At 69.7% G+C, this 24,222-nt stretch carries 22 protein-coding genes; 10 read left to right on the top strand and 12 right to left on the bottom strand.

What is annotated here, in order from left to right; genetic code table 11:
* Positions 1 to 2: 2 nt before the first annotated feature.
* The 4 genes from CMO28_RS07510 to CMO28_RS07495 are packed head-to-tail and all read left to right on the top strand — an operon-like array spanning position 3 to position 3,368.
* On the top strand, positions 3 to 854 hold the full coding sequence (locus tag CMO28_RS07510; protein ID WP_296711909.1) for an ABC transporter ATP-binding protein: 852 nt from the start codon (positions 3 to 5) through the stop codon (positions 852 to 854).
* 18 nt (positions 855 to 872) lie between these two features.
* A complete protein-coding gene (locus CMO28_RS07505) occupies positions 873 to 1,871 on the top strand; it encodes an MlaD family protein (RefSeq protein WP_296711907.1) in 999 nt (332 codons plus the stop codon).
* Complete coding sequence (locus CMO28_RS07500) at positions 1,864 to 2,535, top strand: ABC-type transport auxiliary lipoprotein family protein (RefSeq protein WP_014744916.1); 672 nt, start codon at positions 1,864 to 1,866, stop codon at positions 2,533 to 2,535. Before CMO28_RS07505 ends, CMO28_RS07500 begins: the two co-directional genes overlap by 8 nt.
* A gap of 38 nt (positions 2,536 to 2,573) precedes the next feature.
* Positions 2,574 to 3,368 (top strand): prepilin peptidase, encoded by a 795-nt coding sequence (locus CMO28_RS07495; protein WP_296711902.1) that lies wholly within the window; start codon positions 2,574 to 2,576, stop codon positions 3,366 to 3,368.
* A gap of 9 nt (positions 3,369 to 3,377) precedes the next feature.
* Here the strand turns inward: CMO28_RS07495 and CMO28_RS07490 are convergent, their stop codons facing one another.
* Positions 3,378 to 4,115 carry an HAD family hydrolase gene (locus CMO28_RS07490; RefSeq protein WP_296711899.1) on the bottom strand — a complete coding sequence of 246 codons (738 nt, stop codon included), beginning with the start codon at positions 4,113 to 4,115 and terminating at the stop codon, positions 3,378 to 3,380.
* A 218-nt stretch (positions 4,116 to 4,333) separates the two neighbouring features.
* Here CMO28_RS07490 and CMO28_RS07485 point away from each other — a divergent pair, with 218 nt between their 5' ends.
* Positions 4,334 to 5,611: an MFS transporter gene (locus CMO28_RS07485; RefSeq protein ID WP_296711896.1), complete on the top strand. Its 1,278-nt coding sequence runs from the start codon at positions 4,334 to 4,336 to the stop codon at positions 5,609 to 5,611.
* A gap of 20 nt (positions 5,612 to 5,631) precedes the next feature.
* Here CMO28_RS07485 and CMO28_RS07480 read toward each other — a convergent pair whose 3' ends face one another.
* Positions 5,632 to 6,486: a universal stress protein gene (locus CMO28_RS07480; protein ID WP_051045321.1), complete on the bottom strand. Its 855-nt coding sequence runs from the start codon at positions 6,484 to 6,486 to the stop codon at positions 5,632 to 5,634.
* Positions 6,487 to 7,003: 517 nt separating this feature from the next.
* Between CMO28_RS07480 and CMO28_RS07475 the strand changes: the two genes are divergently transcribed.
* The 4 genes from CMO28_RS07475 to CMO28_RS07460 all read left to right on the top strand — a co-directional run bounded on the left by CMO28_RS07475 (position 7,004) and on the right by CMO28_RS07460 (position 11,056).
* On the top strand, positions 7,004 to 8,179 hold the full coding sequence (locus CMO28_RS07475; RefSeq protein ID WP_296711889.1) for an extracellular solute-binding protein: 1,176 nt from the start codon (positions 7,004 to 7,006) through the stop codon (positions 8,177 to 8,179).
* 81 nt (positions 8,180 to 8,260) lie between these two features.
* Positions 8,261 to 9,358 (top strand): ABC transporter ATP-binding protein, encoded by a 1,098-nt coding sequence (locus CMO28_RS07470; protein WP_296711886.1) that lies wholly within the window; start codon positions 8,261 to 8,263, stop codon positions 9,356 to 9,358.
* Entirely contained in the window at positions 9,351 to 10,235 is an 885-nt protein-coding gene (locus tag CMO28_RS07465; RefSeq protein WP_296711883.1) for an ABC transporter permease, read from the top strand. Before CMO28_RS07470 ends, CMO28_RS07465 begins: the two co-directional genes overlap by 8 nt.
* On the top strand, positions 10,232 to 11,056 hold the full coding sequence (locus tag CMO28_RS07460; protein ID WP_296711879.1) for an ABC transporter permease: 825 nt from the start codon (positions 10,232 to 10,234) through the stop codon (positions 11,054 to 11,056). Before CMO28_RS07465 ends, CMO28_RS07460 begins: the two co-directional genes overlap by 4 nt.
* A 15-nt stretch (positions 11,057 to 11,071) precedes the next feature.
* Here the strand turns inward: CMO28_RS07460 and CMO28_RS07455 are convergent, their stop codons facing one another.
* The 4 genes from CMO28_RS07455 to CMO28_RS07440 all read right to left on the bottom strand — a co-directional run bounded on the left by CMO28_RS07455 (position 11,072) and on the right by CMO28_RS07440 (position 14,482).
* A complete protein-coding gene (locus CMO28_RS07455) occupies positions 11,072 to 12,112 on the bottom strand; it encodes an alpha/beta hydrolase (protein WP_296711876.1) in 1,041 nt (346 codons plus the stop codon).
* Between the two features lie 121 nt (positions 12,113 to 12,233).
* On the bottom strand, positions 12,234 to 13,034 hold the full coding sequence (locus CMO28_RS07450; protein ID WP_296711874.1) for an iron chelate uptake ABC transporter family permease subunit: 801 nt from the start codon (positions 13,032 to 13,034) through the stop codon (positions 12,234 to 12,236).
* A gap of 18 nt (positions 13,035 to 13,052) precedes the next feature.
* Positions 13,053 to 13,928 carry a metal ABC transporter ATP-binding protein gene (locus CMO28_RS07445; RefSeq protein ID WP_296711872.1) on the bottom strand — a complete coding sequence of 292 codons (876 nt, stop codon included), beginning with the start codon at positions 13,926 to 13,928 and terminating at the stop codon, positions 13,053 to 13,055.
* Positions 13,925 to 14,482 (bottom strand): transcriptional repressor, encoded by a 558-nt coding sequence (locus tag CMO28_RS07440; protein ID WP_296711869.1) that lies wholly within the window; start codon positions 14,480 to 14,482, stop codon positions 13,925 to 13,927. The genes CMO28_RS07445 and CMO28_RS07440 overlap by 4 nt, the downstream gene beginning before the upstream one ends.
* A gap of 109 nt (positions 14,483 to 14,591) precedes the next feature.
* Between CMO28_RS07440 and znuA the strand changes: the two genes are divergently transcribed.
* Positions 14,592 to 15,641 (top strand): zinc ABC transporter substrate-binding protein ZnuA, encoded by a 1,050-nt coding sequence (gene znuA, locus CMO28_RS07435; RefSeq protein WP_322111307.1) that lies wholly within the window; start codon positions 14,592 to 14,594, stop codon positions 15,639 to 15,641.
* A 113-nt stretch (positions 15,642 to 15,754) separates the two neighbouring features.
* Here znuA and CMO28_RS07430 read toward each other — a convergent pair whose 3' ends face one another.
* The 6 genes from CMO28_RS07430 to CMO28_RS07405 form a co-directional block, all read right to left on the bottom strand.
* Entirely contained in the window at positions 15,755 to 18,997 is a 3,243-nt protein-coding gene (locus CMO28_RS07430; protein ID WP_296711863.1) for an efflux RND transporter permease subunit, read from the bottom strand.
* A 55-nt stretch (positions 18,998 to 19,052) separates the two neighbouring features.
* Entirely contained in the window at positions 19,053 to 20,201 is a 1,149-nt protein-coding gene (locus CMO28_RS07425) for an efflux RND transporter periplasmic adaptor subunit (RefSeq protein ID WP_296711860.1), read from the bottom strand.
* Positions 20,202 to 20,292: 91 nt separating this feature from the next.
* Positions 20,293 to 20,901 (bottom strand): TetR/AcrR family transcriptional regulator, encoded by a 609-nt coding sequence (locus CMO28_RS07420; protein WP_014744900.1) that lies wholly within the window; start codon positions 20,899 to 20,901, stop codon positions 20,293 to 20,295.
* 141 nt (positions 20,902 to 21,042) lie between these two features.
* Entirely contained in the window at positions 21,043 to 22,692 is a 1,650-nt protein-coding gene (locus tag CMO28_RS07415) for a class I adenylate-forming enzyme family protein (protein WP_296711857.1), read from the bottom strand.
* A 41-nt stretch (positions 22,693 to 22,733) separates the two neighbouring features.
* Entirely contained in the window at positions 22,734 to 23,738 is a 1,005-nt protein-coding gene (locus CMO28_RS07410; RefSeq protein ID WP_296711854.1) for a zinc-dependent alcohol dehydrogenase family protein, read from the bottom strand.
* Positions 23,735 to 24,211, bottom strand: a complete 477-nt coding sequence (locus CMO28_RS07405) for an acyl-CoA thioesterase (RefSeq protein ID WP_296711850.1) — start codon at positions 24,209 to 24,211, stop codon at positions 23,735 to 23,737. The genes CMO28_RS07410 and CMO28_RS07405 overlap by 4 nt, the downstream gene beginning before the upstream one ends.
* Positions 24,212 to 24,222: the final 11 nt, after the last annotated feature.

Raw genomic sequence — 24,222 nt, 5'->3', positions numbered from 1 at the left:
ACATGACCAGTTCGACACGCAAGCCATCCGGGGAACCCATCGTCGAGGTCGACGGTCTGGTGACCCGTTTCGGCAGCACCGTCATCCACGATCATCTGAGCTTCACCGTCGATCGCGGCGAGATCATGGGCGTGGTCGGCGGCTCAGGCTCGGGCAAGTCGGTGATGCTGCGGACGATCCTGGGCCTGATCCATCCGGCCAAGGGCCGCATCCGCCTGCTGGGCGAAGAGATCACCGGCTCCGACGATGCCGCGCGCAGCCGCCGCCAGCGGCGCATGGGCATGCTGTTCCAGGACGGCGCGCTGTTCAGCCAGCTGACCATCGCGGAAAACGTCGCCATGCCGCTGATCGAACATGCCAATGTCCGGGCCGACACCGCGCACCGGCTCGCGATCGAGAAGCTGGTGCTGGTGGGCCTCAAGCCGGGGGATGGCGGCAAGCTGCCCTCGGAACTTTCGGGCGGCATGCGCAAGCGCGCCGGCCTTGCCCGGGCGCTGGCGCTCGACCCCGAGCTTCTCCTGCTCGACGAGCCGACCGCCGGCCTCGATCCGATTTCGGCCGAGGGCTTCGACCAGCTGATCCTGGACCTCAACCATGCGCTGGGGGTGACCGTCATGCTGGTCACCCACGACCTCGACACCCTGCACGCCATCTGCGACCGGGTCGCAGCGCTCGTCGACAAGCAGATCCGCATTGCGCCGATCGCCGAGCTTGCCCGCGACCCGCATCCATGGCTGCAATCCTATTTCGGCGGGCCGCGCGGCCGCGCCGCGCTCAGGGCGACGGAGATGCCGCGGGCCACCGCCGGCGATCCCCCGACCGATGCGCGGCCGGATGCGCCGCCGGCCCGTTGAACACCGGGGACGACACCGATGGAAACCCGTGCCAATCATCTGATCGTCGGCAGCTTCGTGCTGGTCCTGCTCATCGGGCTCGTGGGCTTCGTGCTCTGGGTGGCGGGCAGCCGCTCCGACCAGTCCTATACCCAATACGACATCTTCTTCGCCCAGGCGATCACCGGCCTCAGGACCGGCGATCCGGTCAGCTATCGGGGCATTCCGGTGGGGCAGATCTCCTCGATCCGCATCGCGCCCCAGAACCCGGATTACATCCTGGTCACCGCCGACATCGCCGAGACCACGCCGATCGGTCCCAATACCGTGGCGACACTCGCCCTGCAGGGCATCACCGGCGGCGCCTATATCCTGCTCGATACCGACGATTCCGGTGCACTCGCCACCACGGGGATACGGGCCGAAAGCCCCAGCGGCCATCGGGTGATCCCGTCCAAGGCCTCGCGGATCGACCAGATCATCGCCGGCGCCCCCGATCTGATCTCACGCGCCATCACCCTGCTCGATCAGGCCAACGAGGTCTTCGGTCCCGAAAACCGGGCCATGATCACCGCCACCCTGTCGGATCTGAAGACGGTGAGCGGCGCGATCGCGCAGAACCCCGAGCGGCTCGACAAGGTGATGGCCGATGCCGAGGCGACGGTCGCCGCCGCCCGCGCCGCCGCCGAGCGCTTCGACGGCATGATGACGAAGCTCGAAGGCACCGCCGGCAATCTCGACAGTCAGCTGAGCCGGACGCTCACCGAGTTGCGGACCACCGTCGGCAATGTCGACCAGGGGGCCACGGCCCTGCTCACCGAGCTGCGCGGCACCAACCGCAACCTCAACAGCCTGATCGACGAAAACCGCACGCCGATCAACGACTTTACGTCCAACGGCCTTTATGAACTGACGGCGCTGCTGGCCGAGGCCCGCAGCCTCGTCACCACCTTGAACAGCCTCGCCGTGCAGATCGAGCGCGACCCGCAGCGCTTCCTGCTCGGCGGCCAGCAACAGGGATACACCCCCGGTGACTGACGCGACCGCACCCCAGATCAACCGTCGCGCCGTGTTGCGGACCGGCATGCTCGCCGCCACCGCGGCGCTCGTCCTCTCCGCCTGCTCGCCGGGCTCGCTGCTGCTCGGCGATCCGCCGCAGCTCTATCGTCTGACCGCGCCCGAACAGATCCCGGGGGTGGCGACCGGCGGCCCGGACTGGCAGCTGTCGGTCGAACGGCCCACGGCTTCCGCCGCCCTCGACACCTCGCGGGTGGTGTTGCAGCGCGGCCGGTCCGAGATCGGCTATTTCGCCAAGGCCAACTGGACCGACCGCACCACCGGCATGATGCAGTCGCTGATGGTCGATGCCTTCCTGAATGCCCGCTCGCATGTCTCGGTGGCGCCGGCCTCGGTCGGGCTCAGGCCCGATTTCACCCTGCAGTCGGAACTGCTGAACTATCAGGCGCAGTACCCGGCCGAAGGCGCGGGCGCACCGGTGATCCGGCTGGAGGTCAACACCCGGCTGGTCACCATGCCCGACCGGCGGATCGTGGCCCAGAAACGGTTCGAGATCCGCCAGCCGGCCGTGACCGACGGCGTGCAGCCGGTGATCAACGCCTTCGACGCCGCGACCGACCGGTTCCTGCAGGAGCTGGTGGTCTGGGCGATCGATGCCGGCACGGCGGCCCTGCCGCCACGCTGAACGATGCCGATGATGTAGCCTGTGATGGGGAGGTGGCGATGAGCGGCATGATCCAGGGCCTGGTTCCGACGCTCGCCGCTGCCGCGGGTGGCTGGGGCCTTGCCCGCTATGCCATCGCCGCCGCCATCGCCCGCAATGAAGGCCGCGCCGGCCCCGTCAGATCGCGCGTCGACCATCTCCGCCGCCTGATCACCCGCGGCCGCCGCGCCACCACGGCCGAAGCGGATGCCGAGGCCTGGCGGCATCAGCAGGACCGGCAGGATGCAGGGGCGATCGCACCCGAGGCAGACGGCTTCGGCTGGACGCCGCCGGCCTCCCCCGGCCGTGCCGCCCTGGGTGCCGGGCTGCTCGCCGCCCTGGCGGTTCTGGTCGGCCTGCTGATCGGCTCGCCCGCGCCGCCGGCACAGGTCGCCATCCTGGCCGCCGGCTGTGCCGCACTCGGCGCGGCAGATCTGCTCCAGGGCCGCCTGCCCGATCCGCTGACCTGGGGGCTGCTGATCCTGGGCCTGCTCGCCTCTCCCGATGATGCCGCACTGGGCGAGCGCGCGCTCGCCGCAGCCGCGGGCTTCGGCGGCATGTGGCTGGTCGCCATGGCCTATCGGCTGGGGCGCGGGCGCGACGGCATCGGCATGGGGGATGTGAAACTGGCGGCCGCCGGCGGCGCCTGGCTGGGCGCGGCGCTGCCCTGGGGGCTGGCGCTGGGGGCCGCACTCACCGTCGCCCTGGCGGGGCTGCTCGCGGTCAAGGTCTCGGCCGACCGCCGCCTGCCTTTCGGCCCGGGGCTTGCGGCCGGGATGGTGATCCTGTTTCTGGCGGCCCCCGCTCTCGGGTGAGCCGACCGCTCAGCCGGCCGCGAGCTTCGGGACCAGCCCGGTTACATCCTCAAGCCGGTCAAGCACCAGATCGGCGGCCGCAGCGACCGTGGGGTCGATGCGCGCCCCGCCCTTCACCACCACGGCAAGTCCCGCGCCACCCGCCCGCGCCAGGGCGACGTCGTGCAGGCTGTCGCCCACCACGGCCACAACCGAAGCCGGCCGGCCGATCGTTGCGGCAAAGGCGGTCAGCATGCCCGGCCCGGGCTTGGCGCCATGGCCGCTGTCATAGCCGGCGACGAAATCCAGATGGGCATGCAGCCCGCACTGGGCGACCAGGGCCTCGGCCCCTGCGGCGCTGTCATTGGTGGCGATGCCGAGCCGCAGGCCGCCGGCGCGCAATGCGCCGAACAGCGCCGGCAGGTCGCAGACCGGTTGGGCCGCGCCGGCGCCGAAGCTCACGAACATGCGGTCGATCTCTCGCGACAGCCGCAGCGCATCCGGCTGGCCGGGCAGGAAGGGCGACCAGGCCCGCGCCAGGCTGATGCTGTCGCCCATGGCAAACAGGGATCCGGGCAGCACCCGGTCAGTTTCGGGATCGTGGCCGGCCGCTTCAAGCAGGCGATGAGCCAGGCGGAGATCGCCCCGCGCCAGACGCTCGGCGACCCGGCGATTGACAGGGCCCCAGCTGGCATCGAAATCGACCAGCGTGCCGTCCTTGTCGAACAGGATCGCCTCGATCCTGGGCCGTTCCGCCCCGATGGTCATGGCAGCTGCCCTCTCCCCCCTGGTTCCCGTCCTGGTTCCCGTCCTGACGCCGGACCATGCCCGAGCCGGGCGGCGGGATCAAGCCTGCGTCCTGCGCATGGCTGCGGGCCGCCCCCGTCACCGGGCTTGCGATCCCCGCCATGGCCGGCCCACAATCCCGGGGCATACCTGCCCGGGCGTGACCGTCCGGCACCAACCGCTCCCGGACCCACGCCCCCATGGCCCGCAACCGGCTGAAGCCGCTTTTCCGTGCGCTCGCCGCACCCGCCTATCGCCAGTATACGATCGGCAATGCCACCTCGCTGATCGGCATGTGGGTGCAGCGCCTCGCCATCGGCTGGATGGCCTGGAAGCTGACGGGGTCCGGCGCCTGGCTGGGCGTGCTCGCCATGTGCGAACTGCTGCCGACGGTGATCCTGAGCCCCGCGGTCGGCGCGCTGGCCGACCGGCTGGACCGCCGCCGGCTGATCATCGCCACCCAGGGCCTGATGCTGGTCCAGTCTCTGACCGCCTTCACCCTGGTGGCGACCGGGCTGATCACCATCGGCTGGCTGGTGGCGCTGGGTCTGGTGCTGGGCGTGGTCACGGCCTTCGGTCAGCCGGCACGTCTGGCGCTGGTGCCCGAACTGGTGCCGCGCGACGATCTGCCCGCCGCCGTCGCGCTGAATGCCAGCCTCTTTAACCTGGCGCGCTTCCTGGGCCCGGCGATCGCCGCCCCGCTGCTGGCGCTGGAGGACGGCACGGCCGCTTTCGCCGCCTATCCGCTGACGCTGATCCTGTTCCTGGTGCAGCTGATCCGCCTGCGCGTGCCGGTGGCGGAAGATGCCGGCAGCGGCCGTGCGCGCACCGCCACCCGCCCCGGCCTGATCGCCGATTTCCGCGACGGCCTGGCCTTCGCCGTGCGCCATGGGGGTATCGGCCCGCTGCTCGCTCTGCTCTGTTTCGCCAGCCTCGGCGCCCGCGCTTTGCCAGAGATCCTGCCGGCCCTGGCCGATGGCCATTTCGGTGCCGGTGCCGGCGGCTATGCCGCCTTCACCGCCGCCATCGGCATCGGCGCGCTGGCGGCAGGGCTGTGGATGGCGATCGGCGCGGGCGAACGACGCCTGGTGCAGGTGGCGGTGGTGGCCACCGCCCTCGGCGCCGCCGGTACGGCGCTGTCGGCCCTTGCCCCCACCGAACCGGTGGCGATCGCCCTGCTGACCCTGGTCGGCTTCGCCATCACCTCGAACGGCATCTCGATCCAGACCCTGCTGCAGCTGCATGCGCCGCCCGACCGCCGGGGCCGGGTGATCGGGCTTTATCTCGTTGTCATGCGCGGCGTGCCGGCGCTGGGCGCGCTCGCCATCGGCAGCGCCGCCGATCTGGTCGGCATCACCCCGCCCCTGCTCGCGGCCGCCCTGATCGCGGCGGCGGGGGCCGCACACGCCTGGACCCGCCTGCCGCGGATCGAGGCCGGCCTTGCAGGAAGTGCCGCATCGGGCCGGAGCGAGGGCTGAGCCTCGCTCCGGTTCCGACATCAATGCGCGAACAGCACCGGCAGCGGCGAACGGTGCAGCAGGTCGTTGGTGACGCCGCCGAAGATCATCTGCCGGAAGCGGCTCTGGGTATAGGCACCCTTCACGATCAGGTCGGCGCCCATGGCATGGGCCTCGGCGATGATCACCTCGGCGACGCTGCGGTCGCCCTCGTCCAGCGTGCGCGCGCCGGCAGCGACCCCGTTGCGGGCCAGATGCCGCGCCAGTTCCTCGGCCGAGGGGCCGGGCACCATGCCGCCCTTCACCGCCAGCACCAGCACCTCGTCGGCGGTGGTCAGCCAGGGCATCGCCATGGCCACGCATTGCGCGGTTTCGGTGCTGCCGTTCCAGGCGACCAGCACCTTGCGGCCCAGCTCGGCGCGCGGGGCCTGCGGGGTGACCAGAACCGGCCGGCCGCCGTCGAACAGCACCGCCTCGGCGGTCACCCGCCAGAGATCGCGCGCCGGATCGTCGGGGCGGGCGACGATGGTCAGATCGAAGACCCGCGACTGATGGCCGACCACCTCGGCTTCCTGGCCCGAAAGCTCGCGCCAGGATGCGGTCGGGCAGCCGAGTGCGGCACCGCCGGCGTCGATCTCGGCCTTCTGAATGCCCAGCCGGGTGACCGTCTCCTCATAGACCTTGCGCACCCGCTCGGCCATGTTCTGCCAGCGATTGCCCATCTCGACCAGATAGTCCGACGGGATGACCAGGCCGTCGCCGGCCAGGATCTGCGGATCGTGGCGGATCAGCAGGGCTTCGATATGGCTCTTGAAATGCTGCGCGACGGAATGGGCGGTCTCGAGCGCCACGGCGTCGCCATCGTCGCCATGCATGGGGACCAGTATCGTCTTCATCGGCCGGCTTCCCTCGTTCCAAGGTGTCAGACGCTCCGGGACCCCGGAACGTCCGGTGTCGCGCGCCGGAGCCCCGGCACCGCAGATGCACAATCCGCGTGGCGGGCAGCACGGGCTCCGGAGCCGAAGTTTAGCGCCCGGGCCGGCCCTGCGCCACGGCGGAAGCCGAAATTCGCGGCGGTGTCACGGATCGATACCGGGTCGTCAAAAAAGCGACACGCAATCGGACTATGGTGCGCCAGATCAGGGAGCGGGACGGACGTCTGGCGCAACCGGGAGCAGCCACCACCACAGGTGGCGCGGTCCCGACTTTGCGAATGATCGGTGACGTGCGATGCTATCGGGCGCAGCGTACGGCGTTTCGGGGAGCGGGAGAGCCGGCCTACACCGGCAGTCCGTCGACGGGAGATCTGCACCGGTCGCGACGTCACCCTCCGCAGCCCCTGCCTGAGAAGCCCTCCGGGTCGGGCGATACGCCCCGGTGCCGGATCCAGACTGCGTTCGAGAGGAGCCGACGATGACCGACAAGGTCGATGCCAACTCCGTGGCGGCCGGGACCGCCGCCGCGGCCCGTGCCTTCACCCGCCGTGGCCTGCTCAAGGCCTCGGCTCTCGGCGGCGCCGCCCTCGCCCTCACGGGCCCGGCGATCCTGAACCCGGCCCGCGCGGCGGGTGGCGAGGTCCGGATCTTCGCCTGGGCCGGCTATGTCACCGACGAGATGCTGGACGCCTTCAAATCGGCCACCGGCATCACCCCGGTGCGCACCGAATACGGCACCAATGACGAGCTGCTGAACCAGCTCCGCGCCAGCCAGGGCGGCGGTTTCGACATCATCTGGCCGACCGTCGACCGCGTGCCCAACTATGTCGAGTTCGAGCTGGTGCAGCCGATCGACGAGGGCAAGGTCGCCTTCGACCGCCTGCTGCCCGCCACCATTTCGGGCTCGGCCGGCATGGGCGGCGTGATCGGCGGCAAGCGCTATATCGTGCCGGTCGACTGGGGCACCGAGGCGCTGACCTTCCATAAGCAGCAGGCGCCGCTGGAATACGGCAAGGCCAGCTTCGGCGACCTGTGGAAGCCGGACTTCGCCGGCAAGGTCACCGTCCGCGCCCATTCGGCGCTCGCCGGCCTGGGTCTCTGGCTCGAATCCGAAGGCAAGCTGCCCGCGCCCTATCGCGACAGCTTCAAGGACGAGGCCACGATGACGAAGAACTACGACGTCATCATCGCCGAGGCCATCAAGCACAAGAAGAATGTCGGCCAGTTCTGGAGCAACGAAAATGAGGCCCAGGGCGCCTTCCGCGCCAATGGCTGCGTGATCGGCCAGACCTGGGATTCGTCGTCGCTGGCCCTGTCCAAGGAAGGCCTGCCCTTCGGCTATGTGGCGCCCAAGGAAGGCGCGCTGGCCTGGATGGAAGGCGTGTGCCTCACTTCGAAGGCGCCGAATCTCGACAACGCCTATGCCTTCATCAACTGGCTGCTGACCCCGGAAGCGGGCGCGATGCTGGCCAACCACATGGGCTACAACTCCACCGTCAAGGGCGCCGATGCGCTGCTGACGCCCGAGAACAAGGCCTTCTTCGCCGCCGCCTATCCGGGCGACGCGCTGGACAAGCTGTGGTGGTGGCCGGTGCAGGAAAGCTGGTTCGTCGCCAAGCGCAACGGCTATCAGGACCAGTTCCTGTCCGCCTGAGCCGGAACGGCCTGAAGCGGCGCCCCCGGGCCCGGGGGCGCCGCTTTCGGAGTCCACCCACCGGAGACGAAACGGCATCCCATGAGCCACGGCGTCACCCTTGAACACGTCACCATGCGCTTCGGCGCCGGCCCCGCGGCCGTCGACGACGTCGACCTGACCATTGCCCCCGGCCATTTCTTCTCGATCCTGGGCCCCTCGGGCTGTGGCAAGACCACGCTGCTGCGCATGATCGGCGGGTTCCTGGAGCCGACCTCCGGCCGGGTGCTGATCGGTGGCCGCGACATGGCCGGCCAGCGGCCCGAACAGCGGCCGACCGCCATGATCTTCCAGAACCTGGCGCTGTTCCCGCTGATGACCGTGGCCGAGAATATCGGCTTCGGCCTGGAGGTGCGCGGCGTCGCCTCCGCCGAGCGCCGCAAGCGGGTCGAGAAGCTGCTCGACGTCATCGCCCTGCCCGGCATCGCCGACAAGAAGGTCACCGACCTCTCGGGCGGTCAGCGTCAGCGCGTCGCCATCGCCCGCGCGCTGGCGGTGGAGCCGCAGGTTCTGCTGCTCGACGAACCGCTCTCAGCGCTGGATCTGAAGCTGCGCCAGCACATGCGGGCCGAACTCCGCGCCCTGCAGCAGCGCACCGGCGTCACCTTCATCTACATCACCCATGATCAGGGCGAGGCGCTGGCCATGTCAGACGAGGTGGCGGTGATGAGCGCCGGCCGCGTCCAGCAGGTCGCAGCCCCGGCTGAACTCTACGACCGGCCGCGCACCGCCTTCGTCGCGGGCTTCGTGGGCGAGGCCAACCGCATCGCCGGCCGGGTGACCGGCATGGACGGCAACGAGGCGGTGGTCGACACCGCCTTCGGTCCGATGGCCGGCATCGCGCCCGCGCCGCTGAAGGCCGGCCAGCCGGCCGCCCTGTTCGTGCGCCCCGAACGCATGCGCCTGACCGCCGCCGAGGGTCTCTCCGCCATCGGCGCCCTGCCGGCGGTGGTGACCGATCAGCGCTTCGAAGGCCCCTTCCTGCATCTGGTTGCCCGACCCGAGGGCAGTGGCCCGGGGCTGCCGGCCGAATTCCTGGCCCAACTGGTCAATGACGGCAATCTGCCGCCACTGGCGCCGGGTGTGCGCATCGGCCTCGCCTTCGGGCCGCAGGATGCGGTGGTGCTGGCCGATGGGTGACATGATCCGCCGGCGCGGCCCGGCCCTCGCCTTCGCCATTCTGGGGATCAGCGCGGTCTGGGTACTGATCCTGGTGGTGCTGCCGCAGCTCTGGATGCTGGACTATTCGCTGCGCCCCAACCTGCCACCCTCGAAGGTCGGCGGGCCGGAGGACATCCGCAGCGTCGCCAATTATGCCGCGCTGTTCTCGAACCAGATCCATTTCGCCATCTTCATCAAGACGATCTGGGCGAGCGCGCTGGTCACCCTGCTGACCCTGGTCGCCTGCTACCCCATCGCCTATTACCTGGCCCAGGTCGCCACCCGCAGACGGGCGGCGACCGTGATGCTGATCCTGATCGTTCCGTTCTGGATCAACGAGGTGCTGCGCACCTTCGCCTGGTACATCATCCTGGCGCTGAACGGGCCGCTGAACGGCCTTCTGCTAGGCCTCGGCGTCATCGATCGGCCGGTGCGGTGGATCGACGGCAACGGCGCGGTGCTGGTCGGCATGGTCTATGCCTATGTGCTGTTCATGGTCTTCCCGATCTACAATGCGATCGAAAGCCTGGACCGGGCGCAGATCGAAGCCGCCCGCGATCTGGGGGCCGGCTGGCCGCGCATCCACCGCCGGGTGGTGATCCCTCATGCCAAACCCGGCATCGCCACCGGCTGCATCATGACCTTCATGCTCGCCGCCGGATCCTATGCCGTACCGGCCCTGCTCGGCTCGCCCGGCAGCCGCTGGTTCACCCAGATCATCTATGACTGGTTCTTCGAAGGCGGCAACTGGCATATGGGTGCGGCCTATGCCTTCGTGCTGCTGCTGATCTGCATGGGCTTCATCATGATCATGATGCGGGTGTTCAAGGTCGGCGTGGGAGACATCGCAAGATGAGCACCGGAACCGCCACCGGCGAAGACCGCCTGGGCCGCATGATGATGCGGCTCTATCTGGGCCTGTTTCTGTTCTACCTCTTCCTGCCGCTGATCGTGATGGGGGCGGCCACCTTCAACGACAGCCGCCTGCCCACCATCACGCCCTGGGCCGGCACCACGCTCAAATGGTTCGACGCCCTCTGGTCCGACAGGCAGATGTGGGAAGGGCTGACCACCAGCCTGCTGGCCGCGGCCGGCGTGGTCGCGGTCACGGTGCCGGTCGGCACCGCCGCAGCCCTGCTGCTCGACGGGCTGCGCGGGCGGGCGCGCAGCTTCGGCTTCGCGCTGATGGTCTCCCCCCTGCTGACGCCGGGCGTGATCATCGGCATCTCGACCCTGGTCTTCTGGCGTCAGGTCGAGGTCGGCGGCGGGCTGTTCCTGATCATCGTCGCCCAGTCCACCTATATCGCGGCCTATGTGATGCTGATGGTCCAGGCGCGGCTGCAGCGCTTCGACCGCGGGCTGGAGGAAGCCGCGCGCGATCTGGGGGCCAGCCCCTGGACCTCGTTCCACCGCATCACCCTGCCCTTTCTGGCGCCGACCATGCTGGCCGCCGCCTTCATCGCCTTCCTGCAGAGCTTCGAGAACTACAACACCACCCTGTTCGTGCGCGGCTTCGATACGCCGCTCACCGTCTATATCGCAAGCAAGGTGCGCACCGGTGTCACCCCCGCGGTCAATGCGCTGGGGCTGATCCTGATCGCGCTCACCATTCTGGGCGCGGTGATCTGGGAGCTGAACCGTCGGCGGGCCGCCAAGCGCATCGCCCCCGCCGGCTGATCGCCCATCTCTCCCCTACCCCAGCCGCCACCAGCCCTGGCGGCGGCTGCGGTTCGGGATGTCCTCGTCCAGCGCGCCGGTCATCACATGCAGCATGTCGGCGCGCACCACCGCATTGTTGCGGAAATACTGGTGACCGGTCGGATCATCCTCCCAGGCCCGATCGCCGGTCAGATTGCGCAGGGTGGCCGGCGAAACGTTGATCGCGGCAATCTTGGCCGGCAGGGTGTCGGGCCTGAGCGGACCCGACAGGCCCAGCCGGTCGGGATTGCCCATCGCCACATCGCTCGCCTTCAGCGCCAGATCCTGCTGATTGTAATAGACCGTCACCCGGCGGCAGCCGCGCAGCAGCGGTGCCAGTTTTTTCGGCGCAGTCAGGGTGTCGTCGTCCTCGTCCGCGGCCGTCAGGATCACCTCGTCGAACAGCGGCGGAATGTTGTCGCCGACGAAGGTGCGCATATGGCCGATGCCCCCACGCAGCACCCAGTTGCCCATGCTATGGGCCAGAAGGTGGATCCGCGCGGTGCACACCGCCCCGGGCTCCCCCGCCCCGGCCGGGCCGGCGCGCAGGAAATCGGCGGCCTTGAGCAGCAGCCGGCCGAGCGCCGGGCCCGACATCTGCGCCCGGCCGCGCTCGTCCCGATAGGTGCGGCCGCTCCCCCCGCGGCCGAGCGACGGCCAGGCGAACAGAACCATCACCATGTCCCGCCCGCCATCGGCCAGCCATTGCTGGATCTGCACGGCCCGCCCCAGCGACTCGCGGAAGCTGTGATTGTAACCATGCACAAACAGCAGCACATCGCGATTACCGGAAACGGCCTGGCGAATGGCGGCGAAGGCATCGGTGCTGCCCAGGCGATTGCGGGCCAGATTCTCGGGCCGGATCGTCACCTCGGCACTGGCGGCGACCGCGTCCAGCGGCGCACGATAAAGTGCTGATCCGTCGAAGCTTGCGGTGCCGAAGCGCAGCTCATCCGGGTCGTCGTTGAAGCTCTCCGAAAACACCGTCTTCGGTGCCGGTTTGCGGTTGGTTGCGAAATGGATCATGGTCGCCATCAGCCTCGCCCCTCTCCCTGTCGGCCGTGATGGGAGAGAGGTTCAGATCGGTGCACATAAAATCAAGACGCGCGGTGTTGCCGCATGCCGAACGTCAGGGTGGTGCGGCGCGCCTTGCGGGCTATGGCGCCACCAGCCGCTGCGGCAGCAGGGTGACCAGGCCGAAGATCATGGCAGCCGCCACCACCACGGCGGGCCCGGACGGCAGATCCCAGAGCAGCGAGGCGCCCAGCCCCAGCGTGACCGCCACGGCGCCGGTCAGGGCCGCGATCACCGCCATCGCCTCAGGGGTTGGCGCCAGCCGCCGCGCGGCGGCGGCCGGGATGACCAGCAGCGACGTCACCAGCAGCACGCCGACGATCTTCATGGCGAGTGCGATCACCAGCGCGATCAGCGCCATGAAGGCCAGTTGCATGCCCAGCACCGGCACGCCCTCCACCCGGGCCAGATCCTCGTCGACGGTGATGGTCAGCAGCCGGCGCCAGAGCAGCGCCAGCACCGCCAGCACGGCGGCGCCGCCCAGCCAGATCGACCAGAGATCGCCGCCATGGATCGCCAGGATGTCGCCGAACAGATAGGCCATCAGGTCGACCCGCGGATTGCCGGCCAGCGCCATCGCGACCAGCCCCAGCGACAGCGCCGAATGGGCCAGGATGCCCAGCAGCGTGTCTTCGGCCAGTGGCTGGCGACGCTTCATCAGCACCAGCAGCACCGCAACCGACAGGCAGGCGATCACGATGCCCGGCCCGAAGCCGAGTCCGGTGACGGTGCCGAGCGTGATGCCGAGCAGCGCCGAATGGGCCAGCGTGTCGCCGAAATAGGCCATGCGCCGCCAGACCACGAAACAGCCGAGCGGCCCCATCACCAGGGCGAGACCGATGCCGCCGGCAAGCGCCCGGAGCAGGAATGCGTCGAAGATCATCGGGGGGACAGGGTCCGGTCAGTGGTGATGGTGGTGGCCGGCGGCAGCGTGATCATGCGGTACCTCGTCCGGCCCGCAGCCCGCGGTGCACCCCCCGGGCCCGTGGACATGGTCGTGCACATGGTCGTGGGCATGGTGATAAGGCGCCAGCGCATCCGCCCCCAGCGGCCCGAACAGGGCAAGGAAGGCCGGGTCGCGGCTGACATCGTCGGGGTGGCCCGAACAGCAGACATGGCCGTTCAGGCACAGCACATGGTCGGTCGCCGACATCACCAGATGCAGATCATGGCTGACCATCAGGATGCCGCAACCGCGCCGGTCGCGGATCGCCCGCAGCGTGCGGTAGAAGGCGATCTGGCCGGGCATGTCCAGATGGGCCGCCGCCTCGTCCAGCACCAGCAGATCGGGCTGCTGCAACAGGGCGCGGGCCAGCATCACCCGCTTGGCCTCGCCCCCCGACAGCTTGTGGAAGGACCGGGTCTCCAGGCCTTCCGCCCCGGCTTCGGCCAGGGCCTCGGCGATCTCGGACGCCCTGGGCCGGCGGCCATGGACATCGGCGAGCGTCATGAAGCGCCGCGCGGTCAGCGGCAGGGTGCGATCTACGGCGAGGGATTGCGGCACATAACCGATCCGCAGCCCCGGCCGCCGCACCACCGTGCCGGCCGACGGCGCCACCAGGCCGAGCGCCGCCTTGACCAGCGTCGACTTGCCGGCCCCGTTAGGGCCGATCAGGGTGACGATCCGCCCCGGGGCGATGGCAAGGTCGATGCCGTCCAGCAGCCGGCGGCCGTCGCGCTCGACCAGCAGGTTGCGGATCTCGACCAGCGGCGGCCCTGAGGGCCTGGTCGCCGGGCGGCTGTCGCGGCTGTCCGACATCAGGCCGACCGCGGTCATGCGGCATCCCCTTCGCCGGCCGCGGTGGTGCAGGCGGGGCAAAGCCCGTGCAGCTCCACCATCTGCCGCTTCAGCGTAAAGCCGGCCGCCCTGGCCAGCGCCGCCAGGCGGTCGCTGGTGCCGGCATCGGTCACCTCGGCCACGCGGCCGCAGGCATCGCAGATCAGGAACTGGCCGGCATGGCTGCGCCCGGCCAGGCCGCAGCCGACAAAGGCGTTCATCGACTCGATCCGATGCACCAGCCCCTGTTCCAGCAGGAAATCCAGCGCCCGATAGACCGTGGGCGGTGCGGCGCCGCTGCGCTCGTCCTTCAGCCGGTCGAGCACGTCATAGGCGCGCACCGGCTCGTGCCCCTCCAGCACCAGCTCCAGCACCCGGCGGCGCAGATCGGTCAGCCGCGCGCCATTGGCCGCACAGATCCGCTCCGCCGCATCCAGCGCGGTGGCGACACAGGCGTGATGATCATGGTCGCCCTGCGGAAAAGCCTCCGCCGCGCCCTCGGCGGGTGCGGGATGCGGGCTGGCATGGGCGTGGTCGTGAGCGTGATCGGCCATCTTGCGCTACGCTATAACATTCCGTACTCTGCGGGTTCAGTGAGTTATGTTATATCGATGCCCGGATCATTGCCAGCCCGGGCAGATCCTAGGAGGGCCTATGCAAGGCATGACGGGTGTGCAGGCAACCGCGGTGGCGGCCCTGCTGCTGGCCGGAACCGCCCTTGGTGGTGCGTCTTCGGCACGGGCTGACGTGCCGGTGGTCGTGGCGACGATCAAGCCGCTGCACGCGCTGGCGGCCGGCGTGATGGCCGGTGTGGGCACGCCCGACCTGCTGGTCCAGGGCGCTGCCAGCCCGCACGACTATGCGCTGAAGCCCTCTGATGCCCGCCTGCTCGACCGGGCCGGCGTGGTGATCTGGGCCGGCCCCGGGGTCGAAAGCTTCATGCCCCGGATCGTCGACGGTCTGGCCGGCAAGGCCCGCACGCTCGCCATGATCGACGCGCCGGGGGTGAAGCCCCTGCCGATCCGCGAAGGCGGGGTCTGGGAACCGCATGAGCATGCCCATGGTGATCACGACGATCATGATCATGAAGAGCATGGGCATGCCGACGACGGGCATGACCATGACGACCATGGGCACGACGACCACGGGCACGACGACCATGGGCACGGGGATCACGACCATGATCACGGCGCCATGGACGGCCATGTCTGGCTGTCGCCGGCCAATGCCCGCGCGATGGTGGCTGAAATCGCCCATGTGCTGGCCGAAGCCGATCCGGAGCATGCCGCGCGCTATCGCGACAACGCCGCCGCCTATGATGCGCGTCTGGCAAAGCTGGACCAGACAGTCACGGCCGAACTGGCGCCGGTGAAAACGCGGCCCTTCATCGTCTTCCACGATGCCTATCAGTATTTCGAAACCGCCTATGGCCTGGCCGGCGTCGGCTCGGTGACCCTCAATCCGGAGCAGCCGCCGGGTGCGCGCCGTATCACCGAGCTGCGCCAGCGGATCACCGATGGCGGCGTCGCCTGCGTCTTCGCAGAACCGCAATTCGATCCACGCCTGGTGAAGACGTTGACCGAGGGCACATCGGCCAAAAGCGCCGTGCTCGACCCGGTCGGCGCCGATCTCACCCCCGGCCCCGACGCCTATCCGGAACTGATCACCGCTCTTGCGCGTTCCATGACCGACTGCCTCGCCCCCGGCGCCTGACGCGCCGGGCGGGAGCAGTCGGTTCCTGACGCTTCCGCTTCTGCTCCGCCTGAGCAGCGACTGGCCCCGCCTTCCCTTCGGAAGGCGGGGCCTCTTTCGTCGGTCTCCGGTCTTCAGCCGTGATCATGTCCGCCATGCTCGCGGGCCGCCTGGTTCTCGGCCTGGACGGTCGCCTTCACCTCGGTGCGCGGCACCCGGAACCACAGGGCATAGATGGCCGGCAGCGCCAGCAGGGTCAGCACGGTGGCCCCCATCAGCCCGCCCATGATGGTCAGCGCCAGGGGGCCCCAGAACACGCTGTGCGACAGCGGGATCATGCCCAGAATGGCGGCCAGCGCCGTCAGCACCACCGGCCGGGAGCGGCGCACCGTGGCATCGACGATCGCCTGGGCGCGGCTGTGTCCGGCACGGACATCGGTCTCGATCTGGTCGATCAGGATCACCGTGTTGCGCATGATCATGCCGGCGAGCGCGATCAGCCCCAGCAGGGCGACGAAGCCGAAGGGCTGGTTGGTCACCAGCAGGGCGCCCACCGCGCCGATCAGCCCCAGCGGTGCGGTCAGGATCACCAGGATGAGCCGCGAGAACGACTGCAGCTGAACCATCAGGATGGTGAGCATCACGATCAGCATCACCGGCATCACCGCCGCGATCGCCTTGTTGGCCTTGGCGCTCTCTTCGATCGAGCCACCGGTATCGATCCGGTAGCCGGCCGGCAGCTCCGCCTTCAGCCCGGCCAGGGCCGGCAGCAGTTCATTGGTGACGTCGGGCGGCTGGACGCCATCGATCACGTCGCCGCGCACCGTCAGCACGATCTCGCGGTTGCGGCGCCAGATGATCGGCTCTTCGAAGACATAGTCGATGCGCACCACCTGATCCAGCGGCACCGGCACGCCGTCGCGGGTGGCGATCGTCAGCCCCGCCAGATGGTCCAGATCCAGCCGTTCCTCGGGCACCGCCCGGGCGACGACGTCGATCAGATCATTGCCCTCGCGATACTGGGTGATGGTGTAGCCGTCGAGCAGGGTGCGCAGCGATTCCGAAATGTCGGCCGGCGTCATGCCCAGCGCCCGGGCGCGATCCTGATCCACCACCAGCCGCAGGCTTTTCTGCTGCTCGTTCCAGTTCAGATGCGGGTCGACGACCTTGTCATTCTGCAGCATCACATCGCGGACCCGATAGGCGATCTCGCGCACCTTCAGCGGGTCGTCGCCCACCACCCGGAACTGGACCGGGAAACCCACCGGCGGGCCGAAGACGAAGCGGTCGACGCGGGCGCGCGCCTGGGTGACGGCGCCCTCTTCGATCGCCTTGTCGAGCCGCGCCTTCACCCGTTCCCGCGCCTCGGTGTCGCGGGTCAGGATCACGATCTGGGCGAAAGCGGTGTTGGGCAGCACCGGGTTCAGGCCCAGCCAGAAGCGCGGCGAGCCCTGGCCGACATAGGTGGTGTAAGAGAGGATGTCCTCGTCGCCGACCAGCAGCCGTTCCGCCGTGCGCGCGGCGGCATCGGTCACCCCGATCGCCGTGCCCTCGGGCATGCGCAGTTCGAAGAACAGTTCCGGCCGGGTCGATGTCGGGAAGAACTGCTGCTGCACCATGCCGGTGCCGACGATCGAGGCCGCGAACATGCCGACCGTCATCAGAATGACGATGATCCGGTGGCCGACGCACCAGCCGATCATCCGGCGCAGAATGCGATAGATCCGGGTGTCGTAAACCGCATCCGGGTCGTGATGGGCGCCCTTCTTCTTCGAGAAATCGGGCAAGAGCTTATAGCCCAGATAGGGCGTGAAGATCACCGCCACGAACCAGGACGCGATCAGCGCAATGCCCACCACCCAGAAGATCGCGCCGGCATATTCGCCCGAGCTGGATTTGGCGAAACCGACCGGCAGAAAGCCCGCGGCGGTGACCAGCGTGCCGGTCAGCATCGGGAAGGCGGTGGAGGTCCAGGCGAAGGTGGCGGCGCGCGCCCGGCTCCAGCCCTGTTCCATCTTCACCACCATCATCTCGATGGCGATGATCGCATCATCGACCAGCAGGCCGAGCGCGATGATCAGCGCCCCCAGAGAGATGCGGTGCAGGTCCATATCGATCGCGAACATCACCAGGAAGACGATCGCGAGCACCAGCGGCACCGAGAAGGCGACGACGATGCCGGTGCGCAGGCCCAGCGACAGGAAGCTCACCGCCAGCACGATTACCAGCGCCTCGATGAACACCTTCACGAATTCGGCGACCGATTCATCCACCACATGCGGCTGATCGGCGATCTGGACCACATCGATGCCGACCGGCAGTTCGGCGCGGATGTCGGCCATGGCGGCGGCCAGATTCTCCCCCAGCGTCAGGATGTTGGCACCGTCTTCCATGGCGACGCCCACACCCACCGCGGTCTTGCCGCCCTGGCGGACCAGATAGTCGGCCGGGTCTTCATAGCCGCGGCGGACATCGGCGACGTCGCCCAGCCGGAACACCCGGCCACCGGCCTGGATGGGCGTGGCGGCGATCCGCTCCACCGCGTCGAAGGCGCCGGTGACGCGCAGATAGATCCGGTCGGCGGTGGTATCGACCGAGCCCGCCGGCGCCACGGCATTCTGCCGGGCGACGCTTTCGAAGATCGCCTGGGGGGTGATGCCCAGCGTCGCGATCCGGGTGTGGCTGAATTCCACCCAGACCCGCTGATCCTGGTTGCCGATCACATCGACCTTCGTGACGTCGGGCACTTTCAGCAGCCGGCTGCGCATGCCCTCGGCCACCTTTTCCAGGGCGGCCGGGTCCAGCCCGTCGGCGGTGATCATGTAGAGCGCCGAATAGACGTCGCCATATTCGTCGTTGAAGAACGGCCCCAGCACGCCCGACGGCAGGCGGTTGCGAATATCGCCCACCTTCTTGCGCACCTGATACCACAGCCCCGCCACGTCGCGCGGCGGGGTCGCATCCGAGAGCGTCACCTGCACGAAAGTGGCGCCGGGCTGGGAATAGGTGTCCAGCCGTTCGAGATGGGGCAGTTCCTGAAGCTTCTTCTCGATCTCGTCGGCGACCTGGGACTGCATCTCCAGCGTGGTCGCCCCCGGCCAGCGGGCCGAGACCACCATGGTCTTGATGGTGAACGACGGATCCTCGGCCCGGCCGAGCTGGATATAGGACCAGATCCCGCCCACACCCAGGATCAGGATCATGAACAGCACCAGCGCCCGGTGGCTGATCGCCCAGGCGGACAGGTTGAAGCGCACCGGCCCCTGATCCTTGGCAGGTGCAGCGTCATGGCCAGAGGGGGCACCATGACCAGAGGGGGCATCATGGGTGGAGGGGGCGTCGGCACCGGAGGTGCGGTGCGGCGTCTCTTCGGACATCGGGGCCTCTCGACGGCGGGCCTTCAGCAGCGGGTGACGGCGGCGAAGCGGAGGCTCAGCCGTCCTTCAGCGTCCGGACGGCCACGCCGTCTCGCAGCTGGTGAACGCCCAGCGTCACCACCTGTTCGCCGGGCTTCAGCCCGGCTTCGACCAGCGCCACCTCTTCGGTGAAGCTGCGCAGCGCCACCTTGCGGCGATGCAGGATCGAGGTATCGGGGTCGACCACGAAGACCGACGGCCCCGAGCCGTCATTCATCACCGCCGCCAGCGGCAGGCGCGCCACCTCGCCATTGCCCGGCAGGGCCAGCGTCACGGTCGCGGTCATGCCCAAGGCCGGCAGTTCGGCCCCGGCCGCATCGATGGTGAAGCGGGCGGCATAGGTGCGGGTCACCGGGTCGGCCTGGGGGGCGAGTTCGCGCAGGCTGGCAGGCCAGGCATCGCCCCGATCGGCCCAGAGCCGGACAGCCGCGTTGGCGCGCCGCGCCTCGGTCAGCCAGCTTTCCGGCAGGGCGACCTCGGCCTCGCGCGGGCCGTCGCGGGCGACCGTCACCACCGTCTGGCCGGTCGCCACCACCTGCCCCGGCTCGGCGCCCACCGAGACCACCACGCCGTCGGCATCGGCGACCAGGTCGCCATAGGCCAGCTGGTTGCGGGCCAGATCCAGCGACTGGCGGGCCTGTTCAACCCGGCTGGCGGCGGCGTCCAGTGCCGCCTTCTTGCGTTCGTATTCGGCCACCGGGGCAAACCCGCGCGAGCGCAGGCTGGCATAGCGCGCCTCGTCGGATTTGGCCTGGGTGTAGTTCGACCGCGCCGCATCCAGCTCGGCCTCGGCGCTGCGCACCTGCAGGGCCAGATCGGTCCGGTCCAGCCTGGCCACCACCTGCCCCGCCGTCACCCGGTCGCCCACATCCACCGGCCGCTCGACCAGCTTGCCCGCCACCCGAAAGCCCAGCGCGCTTTCGGTGCGCGCACGGATCACGCCCACGAAATCGCGGGTCTCGGCCGTAGAGGCATAACGCACCGTCGCCACCTTCACCGGCCGTTCCGGCGGCGGGGCATCGGCGCGGGTCTGCTCCTTGCAGCCGGCAAGCCCCACCGCCGCCACGATCAGCGCCGCGGCGGACACGCTGCGAAACAGGACGGCCGGGCGCCGTGCAGAACGGGCGAGGTCAGGGCGTGCAGGCCCGGTTTCGGTGCGGTTCATGGATCGTCTGGCTCCTCGGCCGCGCTCTGCGGCGGTCAGGCTTTATGAACCACGGCCGGTGGGGGTGGCGGCCGCAGCGCGAGTCCGGTTGTCAACCGGCAGGGCGTCCGGCGGTTGCGAAGCCCGCCAGCAGATAGCGCAACATCTGCCTTGCCTCGGCATCCAGATCGTCGTCCAGGTGGTCGGCGATCATCATCGGATGACAGAAGCGGGTCCCGGCGCTCAACAAGGCAGAGGCCGCATCTTCGGCATCCAGGCCCGGAAATTCGCCGCGCCGGACGCCGTCGGCCAGAATCCGGGCCATCACGGTACGGATCCGGTCCTTATGGGCCAGGATCGCCTGCCAGTTCTCGCGGATCGCGATCACCACCACATCGTGGATGCGCTGTTCGCGCAGCACGATCCTGCGGTGATAGTCCAGCACGCCCAGCACCAGCGCCTCGATCCGTGCCGCCGCCGGCTCCGGCCGGTCGGCGATGCGATCGCAAAGCACCACCACCTCTTCCAGATAGCGGCTGCAGATGCTTTCGACGATCGCGCCCTTCGACGGGAAGAAGCGATAGACATTGGCCGGCGACATGCCGAGTTCGGCGGCGATGTCGGCGACCGTGGTCTTGGCATAGCCCAGCCGCCGGAACAGCTCTTCGGCGACGTCGGCGATGCGGACGCGGGTTTCGTCGTGGTCGGTGCGGGGGGCCATGGCGTGCGGGCGAGCCTCAATCTCCGGGTCTGACGACTGATTCCTGACGAAAGAGATAATTCGTCAGTCTTCAGGCGTCAATGGACCCGTCGCCGAAATCTCGATGTGTGGTCACCGGGTTGGCCGTCACCGGGTTGGGGGTCAGCGGGTGGGCAGGGCCCCCGCCACGCCCTCGTCCAGCAGCTGCGGCGGCCCGGCCTCGCCGGCGGCGATCGCCGCGCGCACGCGCCCGCGGGCGATCTTGCCGGAAGTGCCCAGCGGCCAGTCCGGCACATGCCACAGCATCCGCGGCAGCTTGTGGCGCGCCAGCCGCCCGGCCAGCCGGCTGCGCAGCTCGATCAGATCGACCGGCGGCGTCTCCGGCCCTGCCCGCAGCACGGCGGCCACCGCCTCACCCCAATAGGGGTCGGGCACGCCGAAGACCAGCGCCTCTCCCAATCCGGGCAGGGCGGCGATCGCCGCCTCCACCTCGCCCGGATAGACGTTCAGCCCGCCGGTGATGATCATGCCGCCGGCCCGGCCCAGAATGTACAGATGCCCGTCTGCATCCAGCCGGCCCAGATCGCCCACCGTGGACCAGCCGTCCTCCAGCGCCACGAAGCCGCTGCCGTCCTCGCCCCCCATCACATATCCGGCCGAAACCATGCGGCTGCGGATGTCGATCCGCCCCACCTCACCCGCCGGCAGCGCCTCGCCCGCAGGGCCGGTGATGCGCAGCTCCACGCCCCGGAAGGCACGCCCGACCGACTCGGCCGGGTCGCCCCGGCCGCTGCGGGCAAGGGTCACGAAGCTCAGCTCCGACGCGCCGTAATATTCGTGGATCTCGGCACGCGGCAGGGCGGCGCCAAGGCTTCGGGCCAGCGCCGGCGGCAGCTTCGCCCCGGCCGAGACCACCGCCCGCACGCCCGGCAGCCGGGCGCGCGCCTGGTCCAGCCCCCGCCCCAGCGCCTCGAACATCGTCGGCACGCCGACCAGCAGATCGGCGCGTTCCGCCGCGGCCACCGCGGCGGCGCGGGTCGCGTCGAACCGGTCCAGCAGCACCGCCGTTGCGCCGGCGGCCAGCGCTTCCATGGTCGCATAGAGCGACAGGCCATGGACCAGCGGCCCCATCGCCAGAACCGTCTCGCCAGATGCGATGGCGAATTCGGCGATGCTGTTGCGGAAGCTCTCGGCCCAGCTCTGATGATCGCGGATGAATGCCTTGGGCTCGGACGATGTGCCCGATGTGGTGGCGATCAGGAAGGGCTGATCGGGTGCCACCGCGGCCGGCAGATCTGCGGTTGCAGGCTGCTCCCCCATCGCCCGGTCGCGCCACAGCCGGTAGGGGCAGCCCATGCCGCCGGTCAGCGCCAGAAATCCGCCCGCCAGCAGCCCGGCCTCGGGGCTCGATACCCAGCCGGCGACGGCGGGGTCGTGGATCACCAGATCCGGTGCCAGCCGCTCGAACAGTTTCAGCCCCTGGGCGGTGGTCAGCTTGGGGTCGACGACCAGCACCACCGCGCCGGCCATGACGGTGCCGAGAAAGGCTTCGACGAACTCGATCCGGTTGCCGGCGACCAGGGCGACCAGCCGCAATGGACGCAAAGGGCGCGGCCGCCGCGCCATGGCAGAGGGCGACGGGCGCGGCAGGCCGGCAATGGCGCCCGCCACCGACAGGCCGCGGCTCAGCAGGCGGCCATAATCCAGCCGGACCTGGCCCAGCACCAGGGCCTCGTCGGCAGGGCGGGCCCGGGCGCGCTCCACGAAGGCCTGAAACATGGCGTGGTGCCGTGTGTTGCCGCTGGCCCGCATTGCGCATCTCCCCTCGGATGGGGCAGGCCGCGCGGGCGATGTCAGCCGCCCGTCAGCAGGATCTTGCCCCGACGGTCGCGGCGCCCGGCCGCGGCCAGCGCCGCCCGCCAGTCGTCGAGCGCGAAGGCCGCCTCGGCCGGCAGGCACAGATCGCCCGACCGGATGGCATCGAAGATCTCCGCAAAGCCATCCCGCCAGGCATCGGCGCCGGCCTGATCCTGCCAATGCCGCAACCAGAACGGTCTTACCGTTACACCGGATGCGACCTCTCCGGCAAGACCGGCCCCAAGGCTGCGGCCGGAAAGCAGGCCATAGAAGCGGAACGCGCCGCCCGGCGACACGGCAAGCGCCACGCCCGTCCCGATCTCGCCGCCCACGGCGTCCAGCCCGGCATCGATCCGCCCGCCCGCGGCCCGGCGCAGCCGGACCGCCAGCTCCACCGCCGGCTCGCCCGCTTCGGTCACCACCACAGCGGCAGCGCCGGCCGCCTGCAGGGCAGCCGTTCGTGCGGCCGCCGTGGTCACCGCCACCACCTGCCAGCCATGCCGCCGGGCAAAGGCCAGCACGCAGGCCCCGAAGGCCGATCCGGCGGCGTCGATCGCGATCACCGCACCGGCCGGCAGGGCCAGTTCGTGGACCAGCAGCGCCCAGGCGGTCAGCGGGTTGATATAGGCCTGGGCCGCGGCCTCGTCGGGGATGTCCGCCGGCACGGCCACGCAGAACGATGCCGGCGCCGTCACCCGGCTGGCCCAGGTACCGCTGCCGCGCAGCGCCAGCACCCGGTCACCCGGGGCCAGAGCCGATCCGCCCGGCGCCCGTTCGACGATGCCGACGCCCTCGTACCCCGCGATGCGCGGCGGCGCCACGCGATGGGCATAGGCGCCGGTGATCGGGATCAGATCCGACGGATTGATCGAGCGATGGGTCATGGCCACCACCGCCTCTCCGGCAGCCGGTGCCGGTGCGGGCTGCGCCTCCAGCGCCAGCACCTCGGCCGGGTCGCCGAAGCCTCGGAAGATCAGGGCCCGATCCGTCATCGCGGTCATGCGCCGCCCGGCAGAAGCGTGGGTTCAAGCCTCGCGCGCAGGCTGGCCGGCAGTTCGGCGCTGCGGCCGGTGCTGCGATCCACCGCCACCCAGATCAGTTCGCCCCGGGCGCGTGGCACATCCTCGCCCGCGCCGAACACCTCCAGCGCAAAGACGAGCGAGGACCGGCCGAGCTTCGCCATCCCCACCCCAACCTCGATGCTGTGGCGGAAGCGCACGGGGGCCAGGAAATCCACCGCCGCCCGGCGCACGAAATAGACCGGGGCCGCCGGATCGGCAGCCCCTGCATCGCCCTCCCCGCCTTCGGCGCCCGTCACCGCCAGGATCTCGTCGCAGCCGCGCGCCACCAGAAAGCCGGTGACGGCGGTGTCGAAGAAATCCAGATAGCGGCCGTTGAAGACATGCCCATGCATGTCAACCTCGGAGAAGCGCACCTCGAAGGGGTGGACATATGTGTAATCGGCCCGTGACATGGGACCAGAGA

Origin of the sequence: Tistrella sp., from assembly GCF_002684955.1 — a bacterium.
GTDB lineage: Bacteria > Pseudomonadota > Alphaproteobacteria > Tistrellales > Tistrellaceae > Tistrella > Tistrella mobilis.
Note: the sequence above shows the minus strand (reverse complement) of the source record. Positions and strands in the feature narration are given on the sequence as shown.